Annotated in this window: 9 protein-coding genes and 1 tRNA gene; 4 read left to right on the top strand and 6 right to left on the bottom strand. The window is 59.9% G+C overall.

What is annotated here, in order from left to right; genetic code table 11:
* From IRZ24_RS09645 to IRZ24_RS09625, 5 genes are all read right to left on the bottom strand, one after another.
* A partial coding sequence (locus IRZ24_RS09645; protein WP_297163160.1) for an AI-2E family transporter occupies positions 1-742 on the bottom strand: 742 nt, incomplete at its 3' end.
* A gap of 437 nt (positions 743-1,179) precedes the next feature.
* Positions 1,180-1,253, bottom strand: a tRNA-Gln gene (locus tag IRZ24_RS09640).
* Between the two features lie 79 nt (positions 1,254-1,332).
* Positions 1,333-2,040 (bottom strand): 2-oxoacid:acceptor oxidoreductase family protein, encoded by a 708-nt coding sequence (locus IRZ24_RS09635; protein WP_297163156.1) that lies wholly within the window; start codon positions 2,038-2,040, stop codon positions 1,333-1,335.
* A gap of 5 nt (positions 2,041-2,045) precedes the next feature.
* Positions 2,046-4,139, bottom strand: a complete 2,094-nt coding sequence (locus tag IRZ24_RS09630) for an indolepyruvate ferredoxin oxidoreductase subunit alpha (protein ID WP_297163153.1) — start codon at positions 4,137-4,139, stop codon at positions 2,046-2,048.
* 464 nt (positions 4,140-4,603) lie between these two features.
* Positions 4,604-6,193 carry a PLP-dependent aminotransferase family protein gene (locus IRZ24_RS09625; protein WP_297163150.1) on the bottom strand — a complete coding sequence of 530 codons (1,590 nt, stop codon included), beginning with the start codon at positions 6,191-6,193 and terminating at the stop codon, positions 4,604-4,606.
* Positions 6,194-6,452: 259 nt separating this feature from the next.
* Here IRZ24_RS09625 and IRZ24_RS09620 point away from each other — a divergent pair, with 259 nt between their 5' ends.
* The 3 genes from IRZ24_RS09620 to IRZ24_RS09610 all read left to right on the top strand — a co-directional run bounded on the left by IRZ24_RS09620 (position 6,453) and on the right by IRZ24_RS09610 (position 9,883).
* Positions 6,453-7,301, top strand: a complete 849-nt coding sequence (locus tag IRZ24_RS09620) for a translation initiation factor eIF-2B (protein ID WP_297163146.1) — start codon at positions 6,453-6,455, stop codon at positions 7,299-7,301.
* Positions 7,302-7,789: 488 nt separating this feature from the next.
* Complete coding sequence (locus IRZ24_RS09615) at positions 7,790-9,430, top strand: gamma-glutamylcyclotransferase family protein (protein WP_297163143.1); 1,641 nt, start codon at positions 7,790-7,792, stop codon at positions 9,428-9,430.
* A 159-nt stretch (positions 9,431-9,589) separates the two neighbouring features.
* Positions 9,590-9,883, top strand: coding sequence for a GYD domain-containing protein (locus IRZ24_RS09610; protein WP_297163140.1), 294 nt, complete (start codon positions 9,590-9,592; stop codon positions 9,881-9,883).
* A gap of 544 nt (positions 9,884-10,427) precedes the next feature.
* Here IRZ24_RS09610 and IRZ24_RS09605 read toward each other — a convergent pair.
* Positions 10,428-11,456, bottom strand: coding sequence for a gluconeogenesis factor YvcK family protein (locus IRZ24_RS09605; protein ID WP_297163136.1), 1,029 nt, complete (start codon positions 11,454-11,456; stop codon positions 10,428-10,430).
* 401 nt (positions 11,457-11,857) lie between these two features.
* Between IRZ24_RS09605 and IRZ24_RS09600 the strand changes: the two genes are divergently transcribed.
* A complete protein-coding gene (locus IRZ24_RS09600; protein WP_297163133.1) occupies positions 11,858-12,646 on the top strand; it encodes a PadR family transcriptional regulator in 789 nt (262 codons plus the stop codon).
* Positions 12,647-12,685: the final 39 nt, after the last annotated feature.

The following is a 12,685-nucleotide window of genomic DNA, read 5'->3' as shown; positions in this document are numbered from 1 at the left end:
GCAGAAGCTGACCCCGGATGTAGCCCCCAACCACCCGCTCCACAGTATCCAGAAGGAAGCGCGTCCTTGCCCGCTGTCTCGTCGGTACGCCGCGCCTTAGCCAACGTACCGCACGCTCGCCATCTATGAGCAGGTAGATGCTCAATACCATCACGATGATAATATCGAGGATACCCTCGAAGACCCCAGTGACAATCGGCAGGGCACTGGTGGCTATGTTTTGAAGCTGGCTGAAGAGCTGCTGACGCAAATCACTCAATTGGCTGGCGCTAATCCCGAAACGGTTGAGGATCTCCTCTAACGGCGTGACTGAGCCCCCAGGCCGCGGGGTCAGCATTTGCTGCCCGTAATGCGCCAGAGAGACGATCTGCTCGATGGTCGTGGTAATCACGAAGTAGAGCAAGATACTTAGCCCACCAAGGACTACGAGATAGACGAGGAGAATGGCCACGAGCCGCGGGACGAAGCGCTCTAATAAGCGCACCGCAGGAGCGATCGCGTAGGCCAGCAAAGCAGCGATGACCAGCATCAGCAAGGAGTGTGCAATATGACTGATGCCCCACAGAGCTAGCACGCCCAGGGCCATCCAGGCCAGAATCGCCAGCGGGATATCACGCCTGCGCGTCCAGCGGGCGGCGGAACGCATTTCCTCCTCTAAAGAAGTTCTGCCGGCTGGTTCAAACGTTGTCCTCTCGGCTGGACCAGAACCGGTGCCCGTGCTCGTGCCTGCGCCAGTCGACATCAATGGTGATGCCCCTTTCTTTCTTGCTTGAACAGGACCATAACGGCGAGTATTTCCCTTCCCTAAAGGTCAAGATCTCCAGGGGATTGCCAGTCTGGCTCTCTCGCTTCTTAGCGTTGCCCCCACATTTCTGATGATCTTGAACCTGCAAAACCGGCGTGGGGAACACGCACATCAAAATAGAAAACGTATCTACTTGTTATACGACAGAGTCAGCCAATCGTTTCGGATGTTTCTTCCTGCGGTAATCCCCCACCTTCAGACAATATCTTCTGCTTGGCTTCTTGCCTTGCATCCTCTCTCCACCGGGCCACAGCTAGCTATCCCACATCTTTTTGTTGCCCCTGCCGGCCCTGCGACCAGCCGCTGATCAGCGGCGGCGACCAACATCAAGCAACAGGCAAATAAAAAAGGAGAGGCCTGATAGCCTCTCCGACTGGCTGGGGTGCAGGGATTCGAACCCCGATTGGCCGATCCAGAGTCGGCAGTCCTACCGTTGAACGACACCCCAACAGGCTAGTTTGCCAGACAGCAACGGTTTAGCTTTGACCGTGTTCGCGTATGCATATTACCGCAGCCACAAGGATTTGTCAAGCCCCAGCCTGGTCACCCAGCGAGAGGTTCCACTCAGGTCTTTCCAGCGGTAGCTGCAGCCGCGCCCCATATTGCCAGCCACAAGCGAGGAGGCGCCGGGCCTGCGCTGCGACCCCCGATTGTTCGGCCAGGAGACGAGCCAGGGCCTTCTCCAGGGAGGTCCGTGGGAGCAAGCTGGTGGCACTACAACAGACGGCCAGCATATAGAGGGCAAGCAAACCGGGAGGGACCTCCTCGCCTTCTGAGGCTGACTTACTGGCTTGTGACCAATCGCGACAGCGCGGCTCAACAAAGATGCCGGTGACGCCCCGATGTTGCAAGGCAGTTGCTAGCATGGCCTGGTGAGGGTAAAGCTGGCCTTGCAGACTGGCCGCCAGAGGAGGGCGACGCCAGGTAGAGATAAAGGCCAGGGCGCCGGAGCGCGCCAGCGGCAAGACTCGCAGCAGCTCGCTCATCTCAACAACGATCAGCAAATCAGCCTGTCCCGGTGCAATGCGCGGCGTCGGGACGGGACCGAAGCGCAGATGGCAGCAAGCACTGCCTCCCAGACGGGCCAAGCTCAGCGGAGCGAAGGTATGTACTGTCAGACCCACCTCATTGGCGGCCAGCGCCAACACCTCCAGCGCGGTCTGCACCCCCTGGCCACCGACGCCAGCCAGAATAAGGTTCTGCCAGCCTGGTCTCACCTCAGAGGATGCGGGCATTGATCCTACTCCTGCACCAGAAGGGATGGCCAGGCCGTGGCCAAGGCCTTCGTCTCGCTCTCAGCCCTGGTCAGGCTCTCTTGCGGCCTGATGGCGTCGAAAGGACAGGCAGCGGCGCACAGTCCACAGGCTACACAGCTAAGCGGATCAATGTGCACTCGCGGCCCGTGCTCAGCTGTGAGCTGCTTTTCCGCGTCCTCCTCCGCCGACGCCGACGTGAGTACCACCGCTGGGCAGCCAACCTGGTAATAACAGGGCAGTTCCTGGCAGCCGCGCCCAGCACAGCAGCGGGTCTCATCAACCTGGAAGGGTGCCGTATGGTCAGGCAATAAGCGCCCTGGAATCGTGCATGGAGCCCGCGCAATGACGACCGCCACTCCCGAGCAATTCAGGGCCTCACGCAGCGCCGTCACTGTCGCCTCCAGATCATAAGGATTAACCGTGCGTACAAAGGTGACGCCACAGCCACGCACGATCGTTTCAATATCGGCCCGCGGTCCCGCTGGGCGCCCGGTGCTGTCATGCCATGACCCCGGATTCGGCTGTTGCCCTGTCATGGCCGTCAGGCCGTTATCGAGCAAAAGTAAGGTCAGACGTACCCCGGACTGCACGGCATTGAGCAGACCAGCAATCCCCCCATGAAAGAAGGTACTATCACCCATGGCCGCCACCACTGGGCGCTCAAGGCCGGCATATTTGAGCCCCTGAGCAATGCCTATGCTAGCCCCCATTGAGACCTCGGTCCAGCACACCGAGAGCGGTGCATGCATACCCAGAATAGTACAGCCAATGTCGCCCGTCGTGATGATCTCATCAGGCTGATAGCCGGCGGCTTGCAGCGCTCGCCTGAGCGCGTAGTACGTCATGCGGTGAGGACAACCAGGACAAAATTCCAGGGTGCGCGCTAAAGGAGCCAGGGACATTGGAGACGCGGGAGCAATGGTCGACAGTAGAGCAGACGCCTGAGTCATCTGGTCCGCCAGCGTCAGAGCTTCAGAGGCTGCTTCATGATACTCAGCCGCCGCCAACAAAGCAGCCAGAGCGCGCGCCACAAGCGCTAGATCGTATTCGCCCACGCGCGGCAGCAAACCGTTGCGCTTGCCAAGCAGGCGTAGCTGGAGGCCATGCTCAGCTAGCAGCGCGGCTATCTGTGTCTCGATGAGCGGCTCCAATTCTTCCAGAACAAGCACCGCCTCCAGTGGAGCCAGGAAGTCCCGTAGCTCCTCCAGAGGTAAAGGGTTCACTACCCCCAGCTTGAAGACCGCCAGCGGCGGCGCAGTTCGCAAGCGCAGACGTAGCTCTGCCAGATACCCGGCACTCACCCCCGCCACTACCACGCCGATTCTTCTTGGCTGGGAGAGAGAGGCAGTCGCCCAGGCAGCACCCGGCTCTTCGCGCCTATTGGCCGCGTTCAACAAGCTGCCCGCCTGTTGCAGGCGCGCCAGAGCAGCAGCATGTTGTTCGCGACACCACTGCGGCACCGCCTTTGTAAAGCGCGCCAGATCGCGGCGAAAGTCCGCCGCTGCCTCACCAGCAGGGCGATCCAGAGGCGCCACCTGAATCCAGCTCTGAGCAGCGGCCACCGCTGTGGTGCCAAGCAACATCACCGGGGCGCCTGTGAGTGCCGAGACTTGGAAGGCTAGCAAGGTCATCATATAGGCCTCTTCGGGATTAGCCGGCATCAATAGCGGCAGGCTTGCCAGCAGGGCATAGTAGCGCGAATCCTGCTCGACCATCCCATAGAAGACCCCCACATCATCGACAGCATAGATCACCAAGGCCCCATTGACGCCACTGTGAGCAATCGAGAGCAGCGAATCTGCCAGCACATTGAGGCCCGACATTTTCATTGTTACCAGGCTCTTCCTGCCGGCCCAGGCAGCCCCCGTAGCCACCTCTAACGCCACTTTCTCATTGACGCTCCACTCAGCTACCAGGTCATAGCGCCTCGCCAGAGGTATGAGCGCCGCCAGCGCCCCCCCGCCAGGATTGCCAGGATAGCCAGTCGCCACATGCACGCCTGCCTCTAGCGCCGCCCGCGCCACCGCCTCATCGCCGCTCAAAAACAGCCGTTTGCCCGGAGCAGTCAGCCGATTCAACTCCCGACACTCCTCTTGCTCTTGGCTCTTGCACCGTCGGCGCCTTTCAGCCAGTGCCAGACCAGTGCCTCCGACTCGCCTCAGCCTAGCCAGCCTTCGGGAAGATCAAGGCCGGAACCCAGGGCCGAGACTCAAGACTAAGCCCCCTCTCACCAGCAGCCAGGATCTTGAATCCAGACGTGATGGCCAGACTGCTTGCCCGCGTCTGCCAGCGAACAGGCTCAGGTGGCACTTGGTCGGCAGCTCGCCAGCCGCCATCGGTCTGCGCTTCAGCGAGCGCCGGAGAGGGGAAGTGCGCTTCAGCCGGTCCGGTCCGCCCTCTGACCAACGGCGCCGGCCCTACCTGGTCACCATTTTCCGACACTCTGAGGAGGCTGTCAACAAACGCGTGTTAGAGCAGAGAGCGCACCGTCGACAGCCAGCCGGAGAAGACAAGACAAGGTCACATCCAGGCAGTCAGGCGACTAGACCATCGGGATATGCTCCGAAGGAGAGGAACGGGCCTGCTCCTGATTGCGCCGCAGCAGCAAGCGCTTTAGCACCACGCCGATGCGACGTACTCCCTCCTCGATCTGTGCCTCCGGGGGATAGGCATAGCTCAAGCGGATATACTGCTGACCACCGCCGTCGACATGAAATGGCTCACCGTTGAGCAGGGCCACCCCCTCGGCAGCCGCTTCCCGCAAAAGCGTACGCGCACGTAGGCCAGCCGGCAGACGACACCAGAGATGGAAGCCTCCACCAGGAGGATTAACCCGCACCTCACGGGGCCAGTAGCGCTCAATGGCCTCGAGCATCAGATCACGCTTGCGCCGATAAGCAGCACTGAGACGCTGGAGATGCTCATCCAACCAGCCACGCCGCAATACCTCAGCCACCAGCCACTGACCAAGAGCATTCGTGTTCAGATCGAAGATCTGCTTATGCAACGAGAGGCGCTCGATCATAGGAATCGGGCCGGCTAGCCAGGCCACGCGTAGGCCCGGAGCCAGCATCTTGGAGAAGGTGCTCAGGTAGATGACCTGTTCACTGCTATCAAGCGCCTTCAGCGGCGGTGGAGGTGGCGTATCAAAATACAACTCGCCGTAGGTATCGTCCTCCAATACTGGTACCTGATAGCGCCGGCACAGGAACAGTAAGCGCCGTCGGCGCTCAGGCGACATCACCACCCCAGTCGGATTCTGAAAAGTCGGCAGCGTATAAATCAAGCGTGGGCGATGACGCGCCAGCACGCTTTCCAAAAGGTCCAGGCGCATGCCCTCGCTATCCAGGGGGATACCGATCACTCTCGCGCCTAAAGCACGGAAAGCCTGAATCGCACCGATATAAGTCGGGACCTCGACTACAACCTCATCGCCGGGGCGTAACAAGAAGCGTCCGACGAGGCCGATGCCCTGCGTCGAGCCGGAAAGAATCAGAATGTGGCCAGCCTCCACGGGCACACCACGCCGGCGCATGCGCATGGCCACCTGCTGGCGCAGGCTTTGCAAGCCCTCTACAGGACAGTAGCCGAGAGCGTACTGACGCTCAGACAGGAGTGCATCCTGACAGATGGTGCGGAACAGCTCCGCCGGTAGCAAGGCCGGCTCAGGCATGGCGCTGGCAAAGGAAATCAGCCCTCCATATTCAGCCATCGCCATCAGCTCGCTCAGCACACGCGCATCTGGACCGAGCATCTCACTCTCACCGGCAGCCAACCCCAACAGCCAGGATGGCATCTCAGGCTCACACTCCTCATCCTCCAGAGAGAGCAGGCTGCGCCGGACTAGCGTTCCACGCCCGACGTGCCCTTCGATGAGGCCCTCGCTCGCCAATTCATTGTAGGCATTCATGACCGTCGTGCGATTGACTCCCAGCTCGCGCGCCAAGGCGCGCTCTGTGGGCAGGCGCGCCCCCTCGGGCAGAGAGCCGGATAGGATCGCCTCACGCAATTGGTGGTAGATCTGCCGATAGAGCGGCACACTGCTGCTGCGATCGAGCCGAACAAAGACAGAGGCGGCAGGAGCAGCGGACCACGAGCGCGTATGCTGCTCAGTTGGGCGTGAGTGTCGCATGTTCTTTCCCCCCTCCTGCATTGGCTCATACCAATAGCAGTGTAGTGCGCTACCTGGCGAATCACAAGAGCCAATGCCAGCAGCAAAAACAGAACCAATTGAGCCGGACCTTGCCCGGCAGCGGTATAGAGAGGAGGCAGTACAAGCTAGCTGGCCAGGTTTGGCTCTTGGCACGTCCCTACAGGGAGAGCGATAATAACTAGTAAAATGGCATCGACCAAGCCCGAAAGCCAAGCTAGAACCAGGAAGGGAGAAAAGCATGAAGAATCTCCAGGAGCGCATTGAGGCTGTGCGCAATGACCGCGAACATGGCTCACGTTGGCTGGTGGGCGAGACCATTGCCATACTGGAGGAGCTGGCACGCGCCCCGCACAGCTCGCCAGAAGAGGGATTGGCCCAGCTACGCGCCGCCGGTGAGGAGCTGATGCAGGCTCGTCCAGCAATGGCAGCTATCGCCGGGGCGGTCAGGCGTATCCTGCAGGCGCCAGGGGGGCTGGCAGGTATGGCGCTGGAAGCCGCTCGCTTGCGCGAAGAATACGAGCGTGCCCCGCAGGCCATCATCGCTCATGCCCGCCCGCTGCTGGCCGGCACCCTGATGACGCATAGCCTCTCAGGCACCGTCCTGGAGGCTCTACACGCCTGTGCCTCCCAGATCAAACGGGTTATTGTCCTGGAAGGACGCCCACGTTATGAAGGCCGGGAGATGGCTCGCCGCCTCCAAGCCATGAATCTCGCTGTTACGCTCATCACCGATGCCGAAGCCGCCATCTTTCTCCCAAGCTGCACCGCCGTGGTGGTCGGCGCCGATAGCGTCCTCGCCAACGGCGACGTTCTGAATAAAGCCGGCACCGCTCTGCTGGCCTGGGCAAGCCGCGGCTATGGCATTCCCTTTTATGTCCTGTGCGAGTCCCTGAAAATCTCACCCCAGCCCTGGACCGGTGATCTCTCCTTACTCGAAGAAAAAGAGCCGGAGGAGGTGCTGGACGAGCCTATTGCCGGCATCGAGGTGCGTAACTTCTATTTCGACCGCACCCCCGGCGAGCTGGTCACCGCTATTGTGACCGAGCGCGGCTTTTTCAATAAGGAACCGCTCAGCGACTTTCGCTAGCCACAGGTCCTGTAGACTTGGCGAAAGCGATTCAAATGTGTATCCTATCAATTGCAGTAGTGTAGCTATCTCTCGCAATATCTCCATATTCTGCTTGCCTGCTCCTGTATAGCGAGAAAGATCAGGCAGAGGGCCACGTATCGGCCCTATCCTGCTCTGACTTGCAGCGCCGCAAGCTTGCCCTCTGGGCCTGAGGCACGCTGAGAGGTTGCAGTCAGAGAGAAGCAAGCAAGTAGGAGATAGTCAGCCGCCGAATGAGCCAGTCAATCAGAGGAGCAGGCAGGTCTGCCAGTACTCCTAGCTGCTTGCCTGGACGGGCTAGGCTCCGGCTGCTGCGAGAGCAATGGAGCACGACCGATCCAGGCCCTAGGCCCTGGCACGATTCGGTATGGCGCGGCGTAGTGCCACAGGCAGAGGCGTTGAGGATATACGACGCAGCAGAGAGGGAGAAACAGGCACCGCGCCTGGAGTTGGAAGGGGGAAGTGATATGCACGGTGACGGTGACATTGAGCAGCCAGCTCAAGGAGAGCGACGGGTTAATCCATCAAGGGAGGTACAGCCAGCGCGTGACCAGGAGCGGGAACGCGAGGCTACTAATGAGCAAGAGCGACGGGAGAGAAGAGAGATGCGTGAGGGACAAGAGGGACGTGGAGAGAGGCGGCGACGAGGTGACGATTTTGTCGCTCCTGGTGTGCCCATTGTGCGCAGCAGTACGCCGCGGCCGCCTTCGCTAGCTCTTGGGGAGATGGGGAGTGCTTTCGACCCTCGTCAGCAGATAGAGGGAGGTGCGCCGTTCCCTGAGGAGGCTCCTGCGGCGCCTCCTGTCCCCGAGGAATACAGTTCCCTGGAAGAAACGCCGCTTCCAATCGCCAGTCAGGCGGCGGAGAAAGAGGAGCAGGCCCCGTTGGCTCAGCCAGGGCAGGAGCGCAATGAATTTCTGTGGCTATTCGAATATGGCCCCGAGATGGATACGGTGGTCTTGAATAGTCCCCACTTGCTAGATGGGCTGGCATTGCCTTACGGACCAGGAATGCTAAAGGGCTATGAGCTGGGTTTCGGCGCAGTGCGAACAGCGACGGGCGAGGTTGTGGCCTCGATCTTGCCGAGCAGCGATCCGGCTGCCACGGTTTGGGGCATGCTCTACCGAGTGCCCCGCCGGCTGGCCCTGCCGGCAGAGGATGGTGTCGTGCCTCTGGATAAGGTGCACGACGCCGTTCCGCCGATCGGTTTGTTTGAACCACTGACGGTGGTGGTTCACGAACCTCTGCGCCAGCGCGAGATTACCTGTACAACCTATATCGCTTCCGCAACGGTGCGCAAGTATTTCCAGCCACGCCTGCCTGAGCGCTATGTCGGCGATCCTTATCTGCGGCAGCTATTGGAGAGCGCCCGTCGCCAGAAGCTGCCAGAGAGCTACCTGCTGGACCTGGAAGGCCGGATCAACCCCTCTTCCTCTGAGCCATCGACGGCGGGAGGCCCAACCACACGCGGGATCAGCAGCGCAGCAGCCGGGCCTGTCGTAGCTCCTCCTTCCGCTGAGAAGAAAGTTGAGCTGGATACAGAGCCAATCGTAGCCGTGATGAGTACTGATGAGCACTTCACCTCGGCCTCTCCTGCTCAGGCGCCTGCAGCCTCGCTAGCGCCAGCCCGCACCGCTTCGGGGCAGCCTTCCGCTCCCTCCGCCGAGTCAGTTTCGGCTACCCCTCGACCAGCCCCTCAGGGCTGGCTCCTGGCCCTGGCCATCTATCACGCGCTCTTGCTCTTGGTCGTTCTGGCACTGGCCATCAGCGAAGGACTCGGCTTCGGACAGATGATCTTTACGCCGGATTTCGCTCCATTTGGCGTACCCTGGCTGGTTCTGGCCTACGGATTGCTCGGCGGCTGCGTCAGTTGCCTGGTCTCTTTGCGCCAGCCGGCTTCACGGGGTCAGCCGCTCTTCTTGCTCATCACTTGGTTTGTTCGCCCCTACCTTGGCATGGTCCTGGCCATGCTGGCCTATCTCTTGCTTGATAGTGGCCTGATCGTCCTTGGCTCACCGCCTGGACATACCAATGCCCTCTTCTCTCTGGTCGGTATGCTGGCCGGCTACTGCGAGCATCGCCTTTTCTTTCAGCGCCCATCAGCCTGAAAGAGGAGTATTATAAAACACCTTGATTAAAGAAAGGATTGACAGGCTGGCAGTAGAGCTTGTGAAAGTGCAATTGGGAGTGTACAATTGCAACAGAAGGCCGACCCTGTAGCGCTCCATCTTGAGTTGAAGACCTGTCAAGGGCGAGGAGGTCCTCAGATGCCAACCTACATCAGCCTGGTCAATCTGACCGAGCAAGGGATCAGGGAAGCCAAGAATGCCCCCGAACGTCTCCAGATGTTCGAGAAGGCGGTCCAGGAAGCAGGAGGCAGGCTTATCGGCTTTTATCTTGTTATGGGTCAGTATGACTATGTGATCATTACCGAAGCTCCTGACGATCAGACTGCCGCGCGCTTGATTCTTGGCACCATCGCTCAAGGCAGCGTGCGAACCCAGACGATGCGAGCGTTCCCGCGCGAGGAGTTCGAGCAGATCGCTCGCAGCCTGCCCTAGAGAGAGGAGGGCCAGAGAGAGATCGCTCAGTTCGTTGGAAGGGAAGGCGCAGAGCAACCAGGTACAAACCAGGCAATCTGAGCTTTGAGTGGTTCTTCCAGCCAGCCAGCCAGCCAGAGCAAGTAACCGGCCTGGGAAAAGGAGTTAGTTTGTCTCTGCCGAGAAGGTTTCTGGCCAGTCTTCCTGGTCATCTGCGCTCAGTGAGGCTCAGCCGGGGAGCAGCCATTAGCGGACCACTAACCAGCGAGGCCACCTTTTTGCCGCCTGTCACGGTCCACAGAAGTTCGATGGACGCTAGACAGGACCGTCAGGTTGGCCTCGCTGTGTCAGGGCACTCTGTGCTCCGCTGTTACTGATGCCGCCTGCTCTACCTATCCTATCCCTCACTAAGCTTTTGTTGATCCCTAGACTCCACATTAGGGCAGCGTCTGCCAGCGCTGGCAGACATTCACCTACAGGCTGGGAGCGCAAGAGAGAGCGACAGCCCTTGGTGGCTGCTGGTCACCTCCCGAGAGAGGGGTCCAAGCCGCCTGCCGCGCTTTGATTAGAGAGGATCAGACGAGAAGATGGCCCGTACCAGGCGTTCAGGATCATGGCGAGCTAACATGTCATCTTCAAGATTGAAATGACCGATCACGACATTGGGCACCAGTCGCGTTAGACGAGCGCGGTCAACGACGACCGGCTCGCTCTTCTCTTCGGCATAGGTACGGAGCACTTCCGGAGGGAATGGTCCATCATTGACTATAACCCGGTCGACACGGCCACCAAGGTAGCGATGGATTTCGCTGACGAAATCGGAAGCTTTGTAGCCATCGGTTTCGCCATGCTTGGTCATCAGATTGCAGACGTAGACTTTTTCGGCCTCGGACTCGCGCACGGCCCGCGCGATATCCTTGACCAGGAGATTAGGAATGAGGCTGGTGTAGAGGTCGCCTGGGCCAATGATAATCACATCGGCTCGGCGAATGGCGCGGATGGCTTGAGGACAGGCGGGCGCATCTTCGGGCACCATGCGCAGGCGTACAATGGGCGAGAGTGGTCCCAGGTTCTTTTTACCGCGCGTGTCGATCTCAGTCTCGCCACAAATGGTGGTGCCATCTTCCAAATCTGCGCAGATGGTGGTCTGGGCCAGTGTGACCGGCAGCACCCGCCCGGCGGTGTTGAGAAGCTCCTGGGCATCCTCGATGGCTAGCATGAGGTCGCCGTTGTTGATATCTTGGAGACCTTTGAGGATCAGGTTACCCAGACTGTGACCTCCCACTCCGCCTTTGCCTTCCCCCTGCTCGTCCGTGGTCTCAAAGCGATGCATGAAGACCTCACGCCAGAGTGCCCCATTGCGCGCCAGAGCTACCAGTGACATCCGCAGGTCCCCTAGCGGCAATTGGCGCCGAAATTCATCCATGAGGCGACGCGAGCTTCCTCCGCTGTCTGACATGGTGACTATGGCGCTGATGTTGTACGGGTACTTTTTGAGATGCGAAAGGAGGGCGAAGGTTCCAGAGCCTCCGCCAATAGTGACAACTCGCTTTCCGACATGCCACTCTCCTGGGCGATAATACTGTTCTGGCACCTCACATCTCCTGTGGCTGATTCCAGTCTCGACTGACAAACGACATCTACCTCTCTTGGGACTTTCCCCGACCTACTCTATCCAACCTAAGAGAAACTATACACGCTTGGTGAATGCTGGTAGTAGAGTCTCGTCTTCGCTCGGTTTGCAAGCGCTGCGGGGCATGGTCAGTTGCTGGCTGCGTTGAGTTGGCGGCTCCTCGCTCCTCTCCACTTTCTCAGTTTATCATCCTATCACGCCCCCCAGCCTTCTGCAAGCGGGCTGCTTCGCTCCCCTTGACAACAATACGATATATCGTTATACTGAAAAGGAGTTTCCGATATATCGCTATCTCACTGTACCGTGATCGGCTCCTCCAGAGAGATAGGCCGTAGATAGAGAGAAAGGAGTATGCTAGGTTCATGTTCGGTCGACGCTTTGTCTGGCAGTCCTACGGCTGGGATGACGGTGACTCATTCCCTTGGCAGCGCCCACCCAAGCCCTCGTTTCCTTCTTTTTGGCAGGCCCGTCGAGCACGGCCCCCCTTCGGACCGGGTCCTCATGGACCTGGCCCCCACGGTCGAGGTCCTCACGGTCCTGGAGCGTTTGCTGAGCGGCTGCGCCTCTTTGGCCGCGGCGATCTGAAATATGTCTTGCTGGAGTTGCTCCAGGAGCGGCCCATGCACGGCTATGAGATGATCAAGGTGCTGGAGGAGCGTGCCGGCGGCTTCTATACGCCTAGCCCTGGCTCGATCTACCCGACTTTGCAGATGCTGGAAGATCGCGGTTTCATCACAGCGAGTGAGGTCGAGGGGCGCAAGGTCTATACGATTACCGATGCTGGGCGCGCTTTCCTGGCCGAGCATCAGCGCGAGGTGGAACGCTTCGGCCCGGCCTGGCCATTGCACGCCGCCGGTGCCCGCTTCTGGTCCCCGGAGCTGCAAGCTTTGCGCCAGGAGGCCAGCGAGGTGGCTCGCCTCTTTATGATCGCAGGTCGCTCCTCGATGGGCAATCCCGAGCGGCTGGCGCGCCTGCGGAGTATCATTGAGCGGACCCATAAGGATTTGACTGATCTGATCTATGGCTCTTCTTCGTCAGGCGCCAGCACCAGCGGGGCTGGTGCTGCCGGGGAGGCTGGTGAAGGCCAGAGGCCAGGGGAAGCTTCCTCCCCCAGCCCTGATGCGGAAGATACCCCTCCTGCTGAGGCTTAGCCTCGTGGTTTGAGGCTGACCCGGCCTGGTCATTAGCTT

The sequence above is a fragment of the Thermogemmatispora sp. genome, from assembly GCF_019683755.1.
Lineage (GTDB): Bacteria > Chloroflexota > Ktedonobacteria > Ktedonobacterales > Ktedonobacteraceae > Thermogemmatispora.
Note: the sequence above shows the minus strand (reverse complement) of the source record. Positions and strands in the feature narration are given on the sequence as shown.

Bases quoted from the DNA above. Each gene is read 5' to 3' on its own strand.
- IRZ24_RS09635 (WP_297163156.1), bottom strand. From the start codon at position 2,040: ATGCCCGCATCCTCTGAGGTGAGACCAGGCTGGCAGAACCTTATTCTG.
- IRZ24_RS09620 (WP_297163146.1), top strand. From the start codon at position 6,453: ATGAAGAATCTCCAGGAGCGCATTGAGGCTGTGCGCAATGACCGCGAA.
- IRZ24_RS09610 (WP_297163140.1), top strand. From the start codon at position 9,590: ATGCCAACCTACATCAGCCTGGTCAATCTGACCGAGCAAGGGATCAGG.
- IRZ24_RS09600 (WP_297163133.1), top strand. From the start codon at position 11,858: ATGTTCGGTCGACGCTTTGTCTGGCAGTCCTACGGCTGGGATGACGGT.
- IRZ24_RS09625 (WP_297163150.1), bottom strand. From the start codon at position 6,193: ATGCGACACTCACGCCCAACTGAGCAGCATACGCGCTCGTGGTCCGCT.
- IRZ24_RS09615 (WP_297163143.1), top strand. From the start codon at position 7,790: ATGCACGGTGACGGTGACATTGAGCAGCCAGCTCAAGGAGAGCGACGG.